The sequence below is a fragment of the Bradyrhizobium sp. 17 genome, from assembly GCF_023073515.1.
Lineage (GTDB): Bacteria > Pseudomonadota > Alphaproteobacteria > Rhizobiales > Xanthobacteraceae > Bradyrhizobium > Bradyrhizobium canariense_D.
This window is the reverse complement of the sequence record NZ_JADPJQ010000035.1, coordinates 312,113-328,901: the sequence shown is the minus strand read 5'-3', so window position 1 is coordinate 328,901 and position 16,789 is coordinate 312,113. Positions and strand designations below refer to the sequence as shown.

The window sequence follows — 16,789 nt, the reverse complement described above, 5'->3', positions numbered from 1 at the left end:
CGCTCGCGCGACCAAGTTCAATCAAGCCGCCAAGCGTGCTACGCATGGGCCTTGTCATCCCCTCCCTTCCCCCTCCCTTCCCTGGGGCGGGTCAGCGCAGTGAGCCCCGCCCGATGCCGTCCAGGCCGATGATTGGCTATGCCCACGTCACCAAGAGCTTCGGCGCGCTCAAGGCCGTGGACGATGTGTCACTCGACATCGCCGAAGGCGAATTTGTAGCCGTCGTCGGCGGCTCGGGTTCGGGCAAGACGACGCTGCTGCGGCTCGCCAACCGCCTGATCGAGGCGGATGGGGGCACGATCACGGTCGAGGGCGACGACGTGCAATCCGTCGATCCGGTCGCGCTGCGGCGCCGCATCGGCTACGTTTTCCAGAGCGGCGGACTGTTCCCGCATCTGAGCGTCGCCGACAATATCGGGATCACGCCGAAGCTGCTCGGCGTCTCGGCAGCGGATATCGCAACACGGGTCGATGAGTTGCTCGAGCTCGTGCAGCTCGACCGGGCCGCCCATCGCGGGCGGTTGCCGGATGCGCTCTCGGGCGGCCAGCGCCAGCGTGTCGGCGTGGCGCGGGCGCTTGCGGCAAGGCCCCGCATCGTGCTGATGGATGAGCCATTCGGCGCGCTCGATCCCCTTACCCGCGATGCGCTCGGCGACGATTTTCGCGAGCTGCACCGCAAGCTCGGCCTGACCACCGTGATGATCACCCACGACATGACGGAAGCGATCCTGCTCGCCGACCGCATCGCGGTGATGCGCAGCGGGAAGCTGCTGGCGCAGGGCACGCCAGTGGAGCTCTCGAAAAGCAGCGACGCCTACGTGCTGGAGCTGCTGCGGACGCCGCGACGCCAGGTCGAGCGATTGAACGCGCTGCTGCTAAAGGGCGGGGCGGCATGAGCCTTTTCACGGATCCGCGTTGGGGCGAAGCGCTGGCGCATTTGCCCGACTATCTCGGCAACCACGTGCGGGTGAGTCTCGCCGCGCTTGCGCTCGGCCTGATCGTCAGCCTGCCGCTGGCGATTCTGACGCGCAACCGTCCCACGCCGCGCGCTGTGCTGCTCGCGCTCGCCAGCATCGTGCAGACGGTGCCCGGGCTGGCGCTGCTCGCGCTGTTCTATCCGCTCCTGCTGCTCGCGGCCTCCGTGGCGCTGGCCTGGTTCGGCGTCTCCTTCTCCGCTTTCGGCTTCCTGCCGGCGATGCTGGCGCTGGCGCTCTATTCGATGCTGCCGGTGCTGCGCAATGGCATCACCGGCCTCAACGGCATCGATCCCGCGCTGATAGAGGCTGCCAAAGGCGTCGGAATGACCGCGCGGCAGTCGCTGGTGATGGTCGAACTGCCGCTGGCGCTGCCGGTCATGATGGCGGGGATCCGCACCGCCGCGGTGTGGGTGATCGGCACCGCGACGCTGTCGACCCCGATCGGGCAGACCAGCCTCGGCAATTACATCTTTGCCGGGCTCCAGACCCAGAACTGGGTGTTCGTGCTGTTCGGCTGCTTTGCCTCGGCCCTGCTGGCGCTCGCCGTCGATCAACTGCTCGGCCTGGTCGAGAGCGGCCTGCGCTGGCGCAGCCGCGTGCGTGCGGCGCTTGGCGCGGCCGGGATCGCGGCACTGGTCGCCGCAACATTGGTGCCGACGATGGGGCGCTCGTCACAGAACTATGTCGTCGGCGCCAAGACGTTCGCCGAGCAGTATGTGCTGTCGGCGCTGATGCGGGACCGGCTTCAGGCCGCCGGTCTCGCCGCCGTCGCACGCTCCGGTCTCGGCTCAAGCGTGATCTTCGAGGCGTTGAAAGCCGGCGATATCGATCTCTACGTCGATTATTCCGGCACGCTCTGGGCCAATCAGCTTCACCGCACGGACATCAAGCCGCGCGCGGAGCTGTTGGCGGAGCTGCAGACAACGCTTGCGAAGGAGAACATCACCCTGCTCGGCGAGCTCGGTTTCGAGAACGCCTATGCGCTGGTGATCCCGAAGAAGCGCGCCGAGGCGCTTGGCATCCGCACCATCGCCGATCTCGCCGCGCATGCTTCGACCCTGTCGATCGCCGGCGACTATGAGTTTTTCTCGCGACCCGAATGGGCGGCGCTGCAAAAGGCCTATGGCCTCTCGTTCCGCGCCCAGCGCCAGATGCAGCCGGACTTCATGTATGCGGCCGTCGCCAGCGGCGAGGTCGATGTCATCGCCGGCTACACCAGCGACGGGTTGATCGCAAAATACGATCTCGTTGCGCTCGACGATCCCAGGCACGCGATCCCGCCCTACGATGCGATCCTGCTGCTGGCCCCAAAGCGCGCCGGCGACGAACGGCTGCGGGCCGCGGTGAAGCCGCTGCTCGGCAAGATCGACATCGCGACCATGCGCGAAGCTAATTTGCGCGCCGCCGGCAATGACGCGAATTCGTCGCCGGATGCAGTGGCGAAATGGCTGTGGGAGAAGGTGGGTGGGCGGTAGCCGCGCCATTCGTTCGATGTCGTCCTGGCCTTCGCCAGGACGACGTTGGAGAGACGCTACAGCCCCCTGATCATCCCCGCATCGATCAGCAGCCGGTTAAGCCGGCGCGCTTCGGCCCCGTCCTTGCATCCGTAGAATATGCCCTTGCAGCGGAGCATGATCTCCTTCTGCTCGGCGAAGGACGGATCGAGCGGGATGCCGGCGGCTTCCTGGATAACCAGCGGCAGATACGGGCCGTCGACCGTGTCCATCACGGCCTCGCTTTTCACCGGCTCGAAATTGACGGCGTCGATCGCGTAGTAAGTCGCGTAGAGACGTGCGTCGTAGGCGTCGAGCTTCTTGCCGAGAGCGCCCTCGTCGAGCCCGGGCTCGAGGATACCGGGCGCGAATTCCGGCTGATGATCGCCGTAGCGCACGATCAGGAAGGGTTCGCCGGGAAATTTCTTCTTCAAGCCCGCGAGGAAAGCGTTGTACTGCTCGGCGCTCATCGCCTGCCGCCGCAGGTACTCGTCGATGGACGGCACATTGCCCGGTGCGCGCCAGTTCGGCAGCAGATCCGGGCGGAAGCGCGTCTCCCAGGGGAAATGATTGGCGCCGAGATAGATGAAGGTGAACAGCGGCTTGTTCGGCGTCCGCTCGCCCATCAGCCGGAGCGCCTTGTCGTAGAAGAAGCTATCCGGCTCGACATCCTTGGCGCCGAGATCCTTGGAGTCGAGAAAGCGTTCGATGCCGGTCGTCACCTGAAAGCTGCGCGCGGCCATGAAGCCGCCATAGGCGGGGTACAGCGACATCGTGTCGTAGCCGCAGCGGCGCAGCGCCAGCGGCAGGCCGCGCTCGACACGGCCTGTTGCAATGCGCGTCACGAAATAGGCGAAGCGGCCGAACGAGCGCGACGACAACCCCGCGAGCACGTTGTATTCGGTGAACCAGCTCGGCCCGCCATTGCTCTCGGCCAGGAACGCGCGCTCCTTGCCGTCCCAGGATTTGAAATGGCTGCCGTAGCCGGCCGGCACCTTGATGCCCTGCGCGGCGCGGATGTCGAAGCTCGATTCATCATGGACCATGATGATGTTCGGCCGCCGGCCGGCAGGATGGCAGGCATCGACCAGCGGCATGTTGAGCCGTTCGTTGGTCGAAGCGGCCGACTCCATGAAGCCGTATTGCGCGAAGTCGGAGACCGCGCTGACGCCGGAGCGGAAGAACTTCGAGAGATAGCCGTCGTCGTAATAGCCGCGCCAAGCCTCGTCCGGATGGTGGAGCGAATAGCCGACCAGCGCGGCGAGGCAGGCGAGCATCGAGGCGAGCGCCGGTAGCCTACGGATGCGGAATGGGTCGAGCCACCACAGCGCATACATCAGCGGCAGCGTGACCAGGCCGGCCCCGATCACCGACCAGCGCAAATTCGGGAAGATCGTGAACAGGAACGCCACCGTGTCGCGGTCGATCATCATCAGGTCGATGAAGTTGGCCGTCATCTGCACGACGTCGTGCTTCAGCCGTGACAGCAGCACCAGCACCACGACCATAGTCAGCGACAGCGCACCCGAGAGCGCCGGCCGCCGCAGCAGCGCGATCCAGAAGAAGTTGAGGATGCCCCAGGCCAGCACGAAGGAGAGCCGTGCGCCGAAATCCGTCTCGGTCTCGTACATCAGGACGAGCGCCGCGAGATGCGGCGCTGCAACCGCGAGCAGCCGCCAGATGCCGAGCGCAGCGACGCTTGCCAGCACGGCGGTCGTGGCAGAAGGACCTGGATTGGGCGCGGACGCCATCGACGACACGCAACTGCTGGTCCGGCACGGTGATGCCGAGCCGGCTGACCGGGCCTGCGGCGTTCGGCGCAGCCGGAAGGCCTGCACCGTGTCATAAAACTGTAATTGAACGGTCACGGACAAGCAACGCGTGTCGCGGTCCGACCTTCGCTTAATGTTAGCGGAAGCCGATCGGTCTCCGGGCCCAATTCGTCCCTAGGGCAAATCCCGCAGTGCAGAACCGACTTGCCGTCTAGTCGAGGCCTTCGACGCTGACCAGGCGGGCAGAACTGCAAGCGTCCCGGACCGCTTTGAGACCCTGGTAGGTCGCGCCTGTGTAAAATGCCTCCCAGGCTGCGACGGATGGGAATTCCAGCAGAACGATCCTGCGGGGCTGCCAGTCTCCCTCGTAGACCTTGTGGGCGCCCCCTCGCGCCAGATATCGAGCTCCAGCGGCCTCCAGGGCGGGCTTCACGCCCAACATGAAGCTTTGGTACTGCTGCAAATCCCTGATCTCGACGTCGAAAATCACATAAGCCGGCATCTCAAGACGCTCCCACGATCGGAAATTGATCACCTGTCCGGCAATGGTCTCACCTCGGAGGCTCAGCCCTGCGGCAGCAGCCCGAGCCGCTTGGCGATGATGCGGTCGACCACACGCTTGGGCAGCGTGGCCGTCATCAAATGCCGCATCCGGTCCGGCGTGATCTGGTAGCGAACCTTGGGCCTCTCGGCGGTGAGCGCCTCGAAAACGACCTCGGCAATCCGCTCGGCCGGCAGCCCGGTCTCGCCGAGCTTCATCATGAACGCCATGACCTTGTTCAGCGCCGGCAGATAAGGCGAGTTCTGGTAGACCGAAAGATCGATCTGCTCGGCCTTGCTCCAGATCGGCGTCTTGACGGCGCCGGGTGCGACGATAATGACGTCGATGCCAAACAGCATCAATTCGCGGCGCAAGCTCTCCGACAGACCTTCGATGGCATGCTTGGAGGTGCAGTAAGGCGCCGACAACGGATTGCCGTTCTTGCCCGCGACCGAGCTGATCATCACGATCCGGCCCTTCGGTCCCTCCAGCGACGGGTCGGCGCCCAGCAGCGGCCCAAAGGCCTGCGTCGCGATGACCGGGCCGATGACGTTGATCTCCATCTGCCGGCGAAAGTCGTCGACCGACAATTCGAGCACGGGACCGGCGACCGCGACGCCGGCGTTGTTGACGAGACCGGCCAGCGTCTCGCCGCCCAGCGCCTCGCGGACTTTTCGCGCAGCCGCGAGGACCGCCGCCTCGTCGGTGACGTCGAACAGCAGCGCCGTGAAGTTCGTACCGAATTCACCCATGAGCCGATCCGCATCGGCCTGCTTGCGGACACTACCGAAAACACGATAGCCGCGCCCGATCAGAAACTTCGCAATGGCCCAGCCGATGCCGGTGGACGCGCCGGTGACGACGACGGATCGCATGATCTTCCTCCCCAAGAGCTCCCGCGATCATGCAGGCGAAAGGTGCCGGGGCGCAATGCCGTCCACCGCTCAAGGAGACGCCGCGGGTGTCAGTTCTTAAGTTGAAGGCGAGGTGCGAACCTCGCGACGTGCGATTGATTGCATCCTGAAGGTATGGATGAAGAGCCGAATCCTTGACCCTGAAGACGCTGGGCTTTTGAGGATCGGGAGCTTCTGAGAAATTCCGAAAACAACGCGAGACCAAGAATGTGGTTTAAGCGTCAGTTCTTCATGCTCAGGGAGCACTTCAGCTCGCGAAGAATTTGAATGAAGCAGCAATGCTTCGCGCGAGACGAAAAGAGCGAGACCGCTGGTTGCGATCTCGCTCGAATATAATCGCGAAGATTTAAGAATTGGTTTGGCGAGCGAAGCTTGTGTTTTCGCTCGCGTGTCCGGATGCGGCGCAACCGATACGCCGCATCCGAACGGCCGCTTAGTTCTTCGACTTGTCGACCAGCGCGCCCTTCTTGATCCAGGGCATCATGTCGCGCAGCTTGGCGCCGACTTCCTCGATCGGGTGCTCGGCGAGCTTGGCGCGGGTCGCCTTGAACGAGGTCTGGTTGACCTTGTTCTCGAGCATCCAGTCGCGGGCGAACTTGCCGGACTGGATGTCGTTCAGAACCCGCTTCATCTCCTTCTTGGTCTCGTCGGTGACGATGCGCGGGCCGGTGACGTACTCACCGTACTCCGCGGTGTTGGAGATCGAGTAGTTCATGTTGGCGATGCCGCCTTCATAGATCAGGTCGACGATCAGCTTCACTTCGTGCAGGCACTCGAAATAGGCCATCTCCGGGGCGTAGCCGGCTTCGACCAGCGTCTCGTAGCCGCCCTTGATCAGCTCGACCAGGCCGCCGCAGAGCACGACCTGCTCGCCGAACAGGTCGGTCTCGCATTCTTCCTTGAAAGTGGTCTCGATGATGCCAGCACGGCCGCCGCCGACGGCGGAGGCGTAGGACAGGCCGAGGTCGTGGGCGTTACCCGAGACGTCCTTGGCGATCGCGATCAGGCAGGGCACGCCGCCGCCACGCTGGTATTCCGAACGCACCGTGTGGCCGGGGCCCTTCGGCGCGATCATCAGAACGTCGAGATCGGCGCGCGGGTCGAGCAGGTTGAAGTGGACGTTGAGACCGTGCGCGAAGACGAGGGCGGCGCCCTTCTTCATGTTGTCGTGCAGGTGCTCGCGGTAAATGTCGCCCTGGAGCTCGTCCGGGGTCAGCATCATGACCAGGTCGGCCCATTTGGCGGCCTCGGCGACTTCCATCACCTTGAAGCCGGCAGCTTCCGCCTTCTTGGCCGAGGCCGAACCCTTGCGGAGCGCAATCGCCACGTCCTTGACGCCGGAATCCTTCAGGTTCAGCGCATGGGCGTGGCCCTGGCTGCCATAGCCGACGATGACGACCTTCTTGCCCTTGATCAGGTTCAGGTCGGCGTCGCGATCGTAATAAACACGCATGGTCGTTTCCTCGTTCAGGGGCCGGAATCGGCCGTTGGTCAGGTCTTGTCGGTCAGGTCTCGGACGGTGAAATTTGCGGATTTCGGGGGCTGTCTAGAGCATTTTCGGCCCCCTGGGAAACCCGTTTCTGCATGGAAAGCTGAGGCATCATGCATCCATAACGACGGGGTAGAGAGACGCCAGCAGCAGGATCGCCATCAGGATGTTGAAGGCGCGGACCAGCCGCTCGGAGGTCAGCACCGGCCGTAGTGCAGTGCCGAACAGGACCCAGACCACGGTCGAGACCGCGCCGACGAGTAGGCTGACCAGGGTCTGGATCGCGATATTGATGGGGAATCGGGCAATCGCCGCGTAGGCGGTGATTGTGCCGATCACGATCACCCAGCCCTTGGCGTTGATCCACTGGAACATCGCCGCGCCCCAGAAGGTCATCGGGCCGCGGCCGGTCTCGCCGTCCGGCGTGGTCGGGCCGGACAAAGCAATCACGGCGGCAAGGTAAATCAGATAGACCGCGCCGGCGTATTTCAGGATGGTCTGAAGGATCGGATAGGCCAGAAACACTGTGCCGAGCCCGAGACCCACGGCGGCGATCATGAAAGCAAAGCCGATGACGATACCGGCGATGTGGGGGATGGTGCGCCGAAAGCCGTAGGTCAGGCCCGAGGCCAGCAGCATGATGTTGTTCGGCCCGGGCGTGAAATACATCACGACCATAAAGGCGAGGAAGGCATAGAAGAGCGAATAGGCCATAGTCACCTCACGCGGTCTTCGGCAGGACTTGCGGACGCTTCGCGAGCACCATCACCGCGATACCGCCGATCACGGTGAGCATGCCGGCGAGACGCAGCGGGCCGAACCGCTCGCCGAACACGATGCTGGACGCAGCCGAGCCGACGAACGGCACCAGCAGCGCGAACGGCACCACTTGCGCAGGGGGATAGTCACGTAGCAGCCGGCCCCACAGCCAATAGGCGATGCTGGTGGAGATGCCGCCGATCAACAGCAGGCAAATGAGGCCGGTGAGCGACATGTGGATCAGCGACTGCCAGGTCGGCGTTGGTCCGTTGACGACCAGCGTGAGCGCGAACAGCGGCACCGCGGTGGCGAGGCACAACCAGGCGAACAGATCGAACATCGGCACGCCGCGGGCGCCGCGCAGCAGGACATTGCCGACCGCAAAGCTGACCGGCGCGATCATCAGCACGGCGAAGGCACCGACGCTGAAATCATAGCCGACCGTGCCGCAGATCATCAAAAGGCCGATGGCTGCGATGACGATGCCCAGCGTCTGCACCGGCGTCGGCCGCTCACCGAATGCGATCGCGGCAAAGCCGATCGTGAACAGCGCCTGGCTCTGCACGACGACGCTGGTCAGCCCCACCGGCACGCCATGGGCGATGCCATAGGCCTGGCTCAGAAATTGGCCGAGAAAGAGCGTGAAGCTGATCGCGATCAGGAGCGACCAGGCGACTTTGGGCTTGCGGATGAATAGGCACGGCACCGCGGCAATGGTGAAGCGCATCGCCGTCATCAGCTCCGGCGAAAATTCGTCGAGCGCGATCCGGCTCGCCACGAAGGCAAGCCCCCAGATGACCGCCACCAGGATGGCGATGAGGATGTCGGCCGGCTTCATTGTCGTTCCCGGTTCTGCCCTGTCGTGCAGCCCTGTTTGTTGTTCTGGTCGAGCCTTGCTCGCCGGCCGTTACGTGGAGGAATTGGGTTTCCGCAGCAGATAGGTGCCGTGCATCGGGGCGTGGTAATCGGCCGAGACCAGCGTGAAGCCGACGTCGGTCAGCATCCGCTCCATGACCCAGCCGAAAGTGGAATACTCGTCGCGCATGTGGGTGACGACGCTTTCACGCGGGACATCGTGGTTCTTGATCTCAAAGTCGGCCCATTGGTCAACGTCGCGCTCGACGGCATCGGGCATCGAGGCGTAGACGATGTCGCGCAAATAGAAAGTGGCACCGGGCTTGAGCGCGCGATAGATCCGCGACATGGCTACCGCCTTCCAGAAATCCGGCAGATGGTGCAGCGTGAACTCGCTGACGATCAGGTCATAGGATTCCGGCCGGTAGGCGAAGCTGAGCAGGCCGGCGGACTGCGTGCGCACGGGCACCTTGCGGTCGCGCGCGTAGATCTCGGCGAGCGCCAGCATCGCGGGCGAGATGTCGATGGCATCGACCTCGGCGCCCATCAGCGCCGCCTCGGTCGCGAGCACGCCGTTGCCGCAACCGATATCGGCAATGCGCCAGCCGCGCTGGACGCCGAGCATTTTCAGCGCGGCGCGCGCCCGTAGATCGGCATCGTCATGACTGTCGTAGATCGAGGCCACTGCAGGCCCGATCCCCATCCGGTTCCGCTCGTTGTAATACCAGTCGCGCGCCAGCATGGCTCACATTCCCTCAGGCCCGCGACCAATCGCGGCAACACCGGTGCGCGACACTTCGACAAGGCCAAGCGGACGCATCAGGTCGATAAACTGATTGATCTTGTCTGTATTGCCTGTGATCTCGAACACGAAGCTCTCGGTGGTGGCATCGATCACGCGGGCGCGGAACGCGTCCGCCAGCCGCAGCGCCTCGACGCGATGCTCGCCCTGCCCGCGTACCTTGACCATCGCCAGCTCGCGCTCGATCGAGCGCTTGGTCAGCGTCATGTCGACGACGCGATAGACCGGGATCATGCGGTCGAGCTGATGCTTTATCTGCTCGATCACCATGGGCGTACCCGTGGTGACGATAGTGATGCGCGAGAGATGCTTCTGGCTCTCGGTCTCCGAGACCGTGAGGCTCTCGATGTTGTAGCCGCGCCCCGAGAACAGGCCGATGACGCGCGCGAGCACGCCGGGCTCGTTCTGCACGAGCACCGAAAGCGTATGCGTCTCGTTCGGGTCGTGGCGCTCCTCGATGAAATAGGCAGATGCGGGCTGGTTCATTGTCGTCCCCTTCATTCTCGTCGTTACGCCGTCGCCTGATGAGCGACCGGCGCATCCGTCCCGACCCAACCGCGGAACAGATCGAAATCGATATTGCCGCCGGACAGCACGAGACCGACGCGCTTGCCCGACAATCCTGTCTTGTCCTGAAGCGCCGCGGCGAGCGCGGCGGCGCCGGCGCCTTCGGCGAGATTGTGCGTGTCGGTCCAGAGCGCATGGATCGCGAGCGCGATTTCATCGTCCGTCACCTGGACGATACGCGAGGCGCCCTTGAGGATGACCGCGAGCGCTTCCGGATCGGGAATCCGCGTCGCCATGCCGTCCGCGAGCGTGTTGCTGGTCTCGGTGGTCACCACCTGACCCGCCGCGAACGACAGCGCGTAGGACGGCGCCTCGGTCGACTGCACGCCCACGATCTCGGTCTTCAGGCCGAGCAGATCGCGCGCCATGATACAGCCGCAGATCCCCGAGCCTTGCCCGATCGGCACATAGAGGATGTCGAGATCGGGCGCGGCCCGGAACAATTCGAGCGCATAGGTCGCCACGCCCAGCACCAGGTCCGTATGGAACGACGGCACCATGTGCAGCCCGGCGAACTGCGCGTGGCGTCCGGCTTCCTCGCGTGCGGCCTGAAAGTCCTCGCCGTGCTCAACGAGTTCGGCGCCGAACGCCTTCATCGCGCGGTTCTTCTCGACCGAATTGCCGCGCGGCACATAGATCACGGCAGTTACGCCATGGCGGCTCGCCGCAAAGGCGAGGCTCTGGCCATGATTGCCGCGCGTCGCCGAGATGATGCCCGGAATGTTCGGCCGTTCGCGCTTCAGCCGATCGAGATAGACCAACCCGCCGCGCACCTTGAAGGCGCCCGTCGGCGTGTGATTCTCGTGCTTGACCACGACCTGCGTGCCGAGCCGCTCGGCGAGCAGCGGCCAGGCGTGCGCCGGCGTTGCCGGCACCGCCTGCCCCACGATCGCATGTGCGCGTTCGAGCTCGTTCAGGTCGAACATCACGCTCACACCAGCGCCTTACCGCCGGCGAACGCCTTCGCGGTGGCTTCGTCGTTGGCCTGCTCCGGCAACAGCATCTCGTTGTGCGCCTTGCCGGAGGGGATCATCGGGAAACAGTTTTCCAGCGACGCGACGCGGCAGTCGAACAGCACCGGGCGCTTGACCGAGATCATCTCCTGGATGGCGCCGTCGAGATCACCGGGCTTGTGCACCTGGAGGCCGACGCCGCCGTAGGCTTCCGCGAGCTTGACGAAGTCCGGCATCGCCTCCGAATAGGAATGCGACAGGCGGTTGCCATGGAGCAGCTGCTGCCACTGCCGCACCATGCCCATGTACTGGTTGTTCAGGATGAAGATCTTGATCGGCAGCTCGTACTGCACAGCCGTCGACATCTCCTGCATCGTCATCTGCACCGAGGCATCACCCGCGATGTCGATGACGAGGCTGTCGGGATGGGCAACCTGCACGCCAACCGCGGCCGGCAGGCCGTAGCCCATGGTGCCGAGACCGCCCGAGGTCATCCAACGATGCGGCTCCTCGAAGCCGTAGAACTGCGCGGCCCACATCTGATGCTGACCGACCTCGGTGGTGATGTAGGTGTCCTTGCCGCGCGTCGCCTCGAACAGGCTCTGGATCGCATGCTGCGGCAGGATGACGTCGTTGCTCTTCCTGAAATAGAGCGAGTTGCGGGCGCGCCACTGCGCGATCTGCTGCCACCAGGCCTTGATGTCGGGCTTCTTCGCCTCCGCCTTGAACACCTGGAGAATGTCGCCGAGGATGTTGCCGCAGTCGCCGATGATCGGCACGTCGACGCGGATGTTCTTGTTGATCGAAGACGGGTCGATGTCGATGTGGATCTTCTTCGACCCCGGCGAGAACGCATCGACGCGGCCGGTGATGCGGTCGTCGAAGCGCGCGCCGACGCACAGCATGACGTCGCAATCATGCATGGTCATGTTGGCTTCATAGGTGCCGTGCATGCCGAGCATGCCGAGCCAGCTCTTGCCCGAGGCGGGATATGCGCCGAGGCCCATCAGGGTGGAGGTGATCGGAAAGCCGGTGACCTCGACCAGCTCGCGCAGCAGCCTGGTCGCCTCGGGACCGGAATTGATCACGCCGCCGCCGCTATAGATCACGGGGCGCTTGGCGCCTGCGAGCAGCGCGACGGCCTTGCGGATTTGCGTCGCATCGCCCTTCACGCGCGGCGCGTAGGAGCGATGCACGTCGGATTTGCGCGGCGGATGATAGGTGCCGGTCGCGAACTGCACGTCCTTGGGCACGTCGACGAGCACCGGGCCCGGCCGACCCGTGGTCGCAACGTAAAACGCCTCGTGCAGCACCTTTGCGAGATCGTTGACGTCGCGCACCAGCCAGTTGTGCTTGGTGCAGGGGCGCGTGATGCCGACGGTGTCGCATTCCTGGAACGCGTCGTTGCCGATCAGGTGCGTCGGCACCTGGCCGGAGATGCAGACCAGCGGGATCGAGTCCATCAGCGCGTCGGTGAGCGGCGTCACCATGTTGGTGGCGCCGGGGCCGGAGGTCACCAGTGCAACGCCCGGCCTGCCGGTCGAACGCGCATAGCCCTCGGCGGCGTGGCCCGCGCCCTGCTCATGCCGAACCAGGATGTGCTGGACCTCGCTTTGCTGGAAGATCTCGTCGTAGATCGGGAGCACCGCGCCGCCGGGGTAGCCGAAAATGTCGGTCACGCCATGATCGATGAGCGCGCGGACGATCATCGCGGCGCCGGTCATCTGGTTCGGATCGTGGCTCTTGTCGCTCATTGGCTTGCTCCGGATGCGCTGTTGTCAGCGGCTTCGTTCGTGTCGGGTTTTCGGAAATAAAAAAGGCCCCGAAGAGGGCCCATGCACACCGCCTGTCATGTGGATGGCAGCTAGCCACCCCCGGCGGTGTGCCTGGGTACGACGGCGATAAGGAGTTTGGTAATAATGTTACGCATGGCAGGTGCCCGGCTTCCCAAAGGTTGCGCGAAACATAGCGGCCAGCGCCCCGATGTCAAGGCAATGCGGCCGTTCCCGCGCGATTTTGGCAGTGTAGCGGTGTTCCCGGGGTTGGGCGAGAGGTAAATTCGGGAGCCGAGGCACAAAAGCGTGTCAGCCTTGGTCCCGCGCCGCGTTCACGATCGCCGCCAGCCAGCCCCGAATCTCCCCCGGCTTCACCCACTCGAATTCGGGCAATTGGTGCCGGAACCAGGTGAACTGCCGCTTGGCGTAGTGGCGGGTGTCGGCGCGGCCGATGGTCGCCGCCTGCTCCAGGCTGAGCTCATCGCGCAGATGCCGGATTAGCGCCGGCACGCCATGAGCCTTCATCGCCGGCAGCAGCGGATCGAGGTTTCGGGCGGCGAGACGCACCGCCTCCTCTAGCGCGCCGGCACCCAACATGGCGTCGAAGCGGGCGTCGATGCGCGCATAGAGCTCGTCGCGCTCGGGCGCGAGGAACACCGCCCGAAAACTGTCCTTGGGCAAGAGCGGCGGCTGGCCCTCATGATGCCAGTCCAGCAGCGAACGGCCGGTGGCTTCGACCACTTCGAGCGCGCGCGCAATGCGCGTGCGATCGCGACGGTTCAAGCGCTCGGCCGCCCGCGGATCGGAGGCTGCGAGTTCGTCGTGCAGCGCTTCGACGCCGTTCCGCTCCAGCCGCGCCCGGACGTCCTCGCGCACCTCGAGAGGGATCGGTGGCACCACGGAAAGGCCCGCCGTGAGCGCCTTGAAATAGAGCCCGGTGCCGCCGATGAAGATCGGCAGGCGCCCTTCGGCTTTCGCCGCTTCGAGCGCCTTGGCCGCGTCGCCCACCCAGGCACCGGCTGAAAAATTCACGGCCGCATCGACATGGCCGTACAGGCGATGAGGCACCTGCGCCTCGTCGCCAAGGGTGGGGCGCGCGGTGATGATGCGGAGGTCACGGTAGACCTGCATGGAATCGGCATTGATCACGACCCCGCCCGCAGCGAGCGCAAGCTCGAGCGCCAGCGCCGACTTGCCGCTGGCGGTCGGGCCTGCGATAAGCACCGCCTTGCCAACATGCCTTCTGCCGACTTGCCCCTCGCTCACGAAAACCTCAAATGTCCCTCGTTGCCACGCTGATCTGCAACCCGAATAATCCCGCGCTCGACTCGACCATCGTCGACGGCGCCCGCGCCGTGCTGCCTCAGGCAGCTCCCGCGCACTGGCTGTTCGACGGGGTTGCAGTCGACATCCCGTTCGGCGCCGACAGTAACCTCGAAGGCGACCGTCACGCCATCGAGCAGCGGCTCCGCGAGCTTCGCGGCGACCTGCCCATCGACATCGTGGTGCAGCCAGTCGGCTTCCGGCGCAAGAAGCTTTTTCTCGCCGACATGGATTCCACCATGATCGGTCAGGAATGCATCGACGAGCTCGCCGATTTCGTCGGGGTGAAGGCCCATGTGGCCGCCATCACCGAGCGCGCGATGCGCGGCGAGATCGAGTTCGAGCCGGCGCTGCGCGAGCGCGTCGCGCTGCTCAAGGACCTTCCCGCCAGTGCCGTCGACGAGGTGCTGGCCAAGCGCATTACGCTGACGCCGGGTGGCCGCGAACTGGTCGCGACCATGCGCGCCCATGGCGCCTATGCCTGCCTCGTCTCCGGCGGCTTCACGCTTTTCACCAGCGCGGTCGCCACCAGGATCGGTTTCCAGGAGAACCGCGCCAACGAGCTCGTCGTCCGCGACGGCAAGTTCACTGGCGAGGTGAAGGAGCCGATTTTGGGGCGCGCGGCAAAGCTCGCGACGCTGGTGGATCTGATGGAATCGTTCGATCTCGACGACATCGACTCGCTGGCGGTCGGCGACGGCGCCAATGATCTCGCGATGATCCAGGCGGCGGGGCTGGGCGTGGCGTATCACGCCAAGCCCGCGGTGGCCGCCGCTGCGGCGGCGCGGATCGATCATGGCGATCTCACCGCGCTGCTGTACGCGCAGGGGTATCGGCGCGAGGAGTTCGTGGAGGCGTAGCCTCCTCCTCTCCGCCGTCATGCCCGGGCTTGTCCCGGGCATCCACGTTACGCTCGTCCGCATGGCAAGGCGTGGACGGCCGGGTCAAGCCCGGCCATGACGAGAGGTGAAAGCGAGCGCTCTTACTGCACGCTCAGCGCGACAAAACGCAGCTCGCCGTCGGCGTTCGACACCAGCAGCAGCACCGATTTCTTGCCGTCCTTCTTGAGCTGGTCGACCCGTTTCTGGATGTCGGCGCCGCTGGAGACGGCCTCCTGCGCCACCTCGACAATGACGTCGCCGGCCGAGAGGCGCTTCTCGGCGGCATCCGAATTGGCGTCGACATTGGTGACGACCACGCCCTTGACGCTGTCCTTGATCTTGTAGCGCGCACGCAGGTCCTTGCTCAGCGCGGCGAGATCGAGGCCGAGCGCCTTCTGTGTCACGGTCTTTTCAGGCGGAGGCTCGTCGGTCTTCACCGCGGCCTGCACCTTGTCGGCATCCTGCAACCGGCCGAGCGTGACCTTCTTGGTTTCCTCCTGGCTCTTGCGGATGATGACGACGTCGACCTCCTTGCCGACCGCCGTGTCGGCGACCACGCGAGACAGATCCTTCGGGTCCTTGACGTCCTTGCCGTCGAACTTGACGACGACGTCGCCGGGCTCGATGCCGGCCGGTTTGGCCGGGCCCTTGTCGTCGACACCGGCAACCAGCGCGCCGCGCGGCGGCTTGATGTTGAGGCTCTCGGCGATCTCGTCGGTGACGCTCTGGATGCGCACGCCAAGCCAGCCGCGGCGCAATTCGCCGAACTGGCGGAGCTGGTCGACGACACCCGCCACCGTCTTCGACGGTACGGCGAAGCCGATGCCGATCGAGCCGCCGGACGGCGAGATGATCAGCGTGTTGACGCCGATGACGTCGCCATCGAGGTTGAACAGCGGACCGCCGGAATTTCCGCGGTTGATGGAGGCGTCGGTCTGAATGTAGCTGTCGTAGGGACCTGAGGAGATGTCACGGTTCTTCGCCGAAACGATACCGGCCGTCACGGTGCCGCCGAGGCTGAAAGGATTGCCGATCGCGACGACCCAGTCGCCGAGGCGCAGCTTGTCGGAATCACCGAACTTCACCGACACCAGCGGCTTCGACGGCTTGAACTTGAGCACGGCAAGGTCGGTCTTCTTGTCGACTCCGACCAGTTCGGCCTTGATCTTGGTCCCGTCGTTGAGAATGACGTTAATCTCATCGGCGTCCGCGATGACATGGTTGTTGGTGACGACGACGCCTGACGTGTCGATGATGAAGCCACTTCCGAGCGAGTTGGTCTTGCGCGGCGCCGGGCTGTTCTCGCCGCCCTTGCTGCCGCCGCCGGGACCCTTGCGGTTCTTGAAGAAGTCGTCGAAGAACTCCTCGAAGGGCGAACCGGGCGGCAGTTGCGGCATGGCATTGCTGCCGCCGCCCCCGCCCTTGGCTTCGACGGTCTGCGAGGTCGAGATGTTGACGACCGCGTCAATCACCTTCTCGGCGACGTCGGCGATGCCATCCGGTCCGCGCGCATGGGCCGGTGTGCCGAGTGCGCTGAAAGCGCCAACGGCGAGCGCGGCCAGCCCTAAGCGCAAACGGGTCGGGGCAATGGTGGCAGCGGTCATTGTGATCTCCAGGAAACAAGGATTCGACGTCAAGACTGCGCTCGAACGGGGGGACGGCGCAAGCGCGGACCTTAACGGGCCTCA

The 16,789-nt window shown here is 64.8% G+C and carries 15 protein-coding genes; 3 read left to right on the top strand and 12 right to left on the bottom strand.

Annotated elements, in window-relative coordinates; genetic code table 11:
• Positions 1-113: 113 nt before the first annotated feature.
• Together IVB13_RS06510 and IVB13_RS06505 are read left to right on the top strand one after the other, a co-directional pair.
• Positions 114-896 (top strand): ABC transporter ATP-binding protein, encoded by a 783-nt coding sequence (locus IVB13_RS06510; RefSeq protein ID WP_018454349.1) that lies wholly within the window; start codon positions 114-116, stop codon positions 894-896.
• The gene (locus IVB13_RS06505) at positions 893-2,452 is read left to right on the top strand and encodes a glycine betaine ABC transporter substrate-binding protein (RefSeq protein WP_018454348.1); all 1,560 of its coding nucleotides are present in this window, start codon (positions 893-895) and stop codon (positions 2,450-2,452) included. The genes IVB13_RS06510 and IVB13_RS06505 overlap by 4 nt, the downstream gene beginning before the upstream one ends.
• A gap of 56 nt (positions 2,453-2,508) precedes the next feature.
• Here the strand turns inward: IVB13_RS06505 and IVB13_RS06500 are convergent, their stop codons facing one another.
• The 11 genes from IVB13_RS06500 to miaA all read right to left on the bottom strand — a co-directional run bounded on the left by IVB13_RS06500 (position 2,509) and on the right by miaA (position 14,163).
• Positions 2,509-4,221 carry a sulfatase-like hydrolase/transferase gene (locus IVB13_RS06500; protein ID WP_018454347.1) on the bottom strand — a complete coding sequence of 571 codons (1,713 nt, stop codon included), beginning with the start codon at positions 4,219-4,221 and terminating at the stop codon, positions 2,509-2,511.
• Positions 4,222-4,453: 232 nt separating this feature from the next.
• Positions 4,454-4,744 (bottom strand): DUF1330 domain-containing protein, encoded by a 291-nt coding sequence (locus IVB13_RS06495; protein WP_018454346.1) that lies wholly within the window; start codon positions 4,742-4,744, stop codon positions 4,454-4,456.
• 62 nt (positions 4,745-4,806) lie between these two features.
• Positions 4,807-5,658 (bottom strand): SDR family oxidoreductase, encoded by an 852-nt coding sequence (locus tag IVB13_RS06490; RefSeq protein WP_018454345.1) that lies wholly within the window; start codon positions 5,656-5,658, stop codon positions 4,807-4,809.
• Between the two features lie 472 nt (positions 5,659-6,130).
• Positions 6,131-7,150, bottom strand: a complete 1,020-nt coding sequence (gene ilvC, locus IVB13_RS06485) for a ketol-acid reductoisomerase (RefSeq protein ID WP_007600992.1) — start codon at positions 7,148-7,150, stop codon at positions 6,131-6,133.
• A gap of 147 nt (positions 7,151-7,297) precedes the next feature.
• Entirely contained in the window at positions 7,298-7,900 is a 603-nt protein-coding gene (locus IVB13_RS06480) for a LysE family translocator (RefSeq protein WP_018454344.1), read from the bottom strand.
• Between the two features lie 7 nt (positions 7,901-7,907).
• Entirely contained in the window at positions 7,908-8,783 is an 876-nt protein-coding gene (locus IVB13_RS06475; protein WP_018454343.1) for an EamA family transporter, read from the bottom strand.
• A gap of 69 nt (positions 8,784-8,852) precedes the next feature.
• Complete coding sequence (locus tag IVB13_RS06470; protein ID WP_247488052.1) at positions 8,853-9,542, bottom strand: class I SAM-dependent methyltransferase; 690 nt, start codon at positions 9,540-9,542, stop codon at positions 8,853-8,855.
• Positions 9,543-9,545: 3 nt separating this feature from the next.
• Positions 9,546-10,088, bottom strand: a complete 543-nt coding sequence (gene ilvN / locus IVB13_RS06465; protein ID WP_007613340.1) for an acetolactate synthase small subunit — start codon at positions 10,086-10,088, stop codon at positions 9,546-9,548.
• Between the two features lie 23 nt (positions 10,089-10,111).
• Positions 10,112-11,095: a threonine dehydratase gene (locus IVB13_RS06460; RefSeq protein WP_026232715.1), complete on the bottom strand. Its 984-nt coding sequence runs from the start codon at positions 11,093-11,095 to the stop codon at positions 10,112-10,114.
• Positions 11,096-11,100: 5 nt separating this feature from the next.
• Entirely contained in the window at positions 11,101-12,876 is a 1,776-nt protein-coding gene (locus IVB13_RS06455) for an acetolactate synthase 3 large subunit (protein WP_018454341.1), read from the bottom strand.
• Between the two features lie 330 nt (positions 12,877-13,206).
• Positions 13,207-14,163 (bottom strand): tRNA (adenosine(37)-N6)-dimethylallyltransferase MiaA, encoded by a 957-nt coding sequence (miaA, locus tag IVB13_RS06450; protein ID WP_247488050.1) that lies wholly within the window; start codon positions 14,161-14,163, stop codon positions 13,207-13,209.
• Positions 14,164-14,174: 11 nt separating this feature from the next.
• Here miaA and serB point away from each other — a divergent pair, with 11 nt between their 5' ends.
• Complete coding sequence (serB, locus tag IVB13_RS06445; RefSeq protein ID WP_018454339.1) at positions 14,175-15,080, top strand: phosphoserine phosphatase SerB; 906 nt, start codon at positions 14,175-14,177, stop codon at positions 15,078-15,080.
• Between the two features lie 122 nt (positions 15,081-15,202).
• Here the strand turns inward: serB and IVB13_RS06440 are convergent, their stop codons facing one another.
• The gene (locus IVB13_RS06440; protein WP_247488048.1) at positions 15,203-16,705 is read right to left on the bottom strand and encodes a Do family serine endopeptidase; all 1,503 of its coding nucleotides are present in this window, start codon (positions 16,703-16,705) and stop codon (positions 15,203-15,205) included.
• Positions 16,706-16,789: the final 84 nt, after the last annotated feature.

Bases quoted from the DNA above. Each gene is read 5' to 3' on its own strand.
- ilvN (WP_007613340.1), bottom strand. From the start codon at position 10,088: ATGAACCAGCCCGCATCTGCCTATTTCATCGAGGAGCGCCACGACCCG.
- IVB13_RS06460 (WP_026232715.1), bottom strand. From the start codon at position 11,095: ATGTTCGACCTGAACGAGCTCGAACGCGCACATGCGATCGTGGGGCAG.
- IVB13_RS06495 (WP_018454346.1), bottom strand. From the start codon at position 4,744: ATGCCGGCTTATGTGATTTTCGACGTCGAGATCAGGGATTTGCAGCAG.
- IVB13_RS06455 (WP_018454341.1), bottom strand. From the start codon at position 12,876: ATGAGCGACAAGAGCCACGATCCGAACCAGATGACCGGCGCCGCGATG.
- IVB13_RS06475 (WP_018454343.1), bottom strand. From the start codon at position 8,783: ATGAAGCCGGCCGACATCCTCATCGCCATCCTGGTGGCGGTCATCTGG.
- ilvC (WP_007600992.1), bottom strand. From the start codon at position 7,150: ATGCGTGTTTATTACGATCGCGACGCCGACCTGAACCTGATCAAGGGC.
- IVB13_RS06480 (WP_018454344.1), bottom strand. From the start codon at position 7,900: ATGGCCTATTCGCTCTTCTATGCCTTCCTCGCCTTTATGGTCGTGATG.
- IVB13_RS06440 (WP_247488048.1), bottom strand. From the start codon at position 16,705: ATGACCGCTGCCACCATTGCCCCGACCCGTTTGCGCTTAGGGCTGGCC.
- IVB13_RS06490 (WP_018454345.1), bottom strand. From the start codon at position 5,658: ATGCGATCCGTCGTCGTCACCGGCGCGTCCACCGGCATCGGCTGGGCC.
- serB (WP_018454339.1), top strand. From the start codon at position 14,175: ATGTCCCTCGTTGCCACGCTGATCTGCAACCCGAATAATCCCGCGCTC.
- IVB13_RS06470 (WP_247488052.1), bottom strand. From the start codon at position 9,542: ATGCTGGCGCGCGACTGGTATTACAACGAGCGGAACCGGATGGGGATC.
- IVB13_RS06510 (WP_018454349.1), top strand. From the start codon at position 114: ATGCCGTCCAGGCCGATGATTGGCTATGCCCACGTCACCAAGAGCTTC.
- IVB13_RS06505 (WP_018454348.1), top strand. From the start codon at position 893: ATGAGCCTTTTCACGGATCCGCGTTGGGGCGAAGCGCTGGCGCATTTG.
- IVB13_RS06500 (WP_018454347.1), bottom strand. From the start codon at position 4,221: ATGGCGTCCGCGCCCAATCCAGGTCCTTCTGCCACGACCGCCGTGCTG.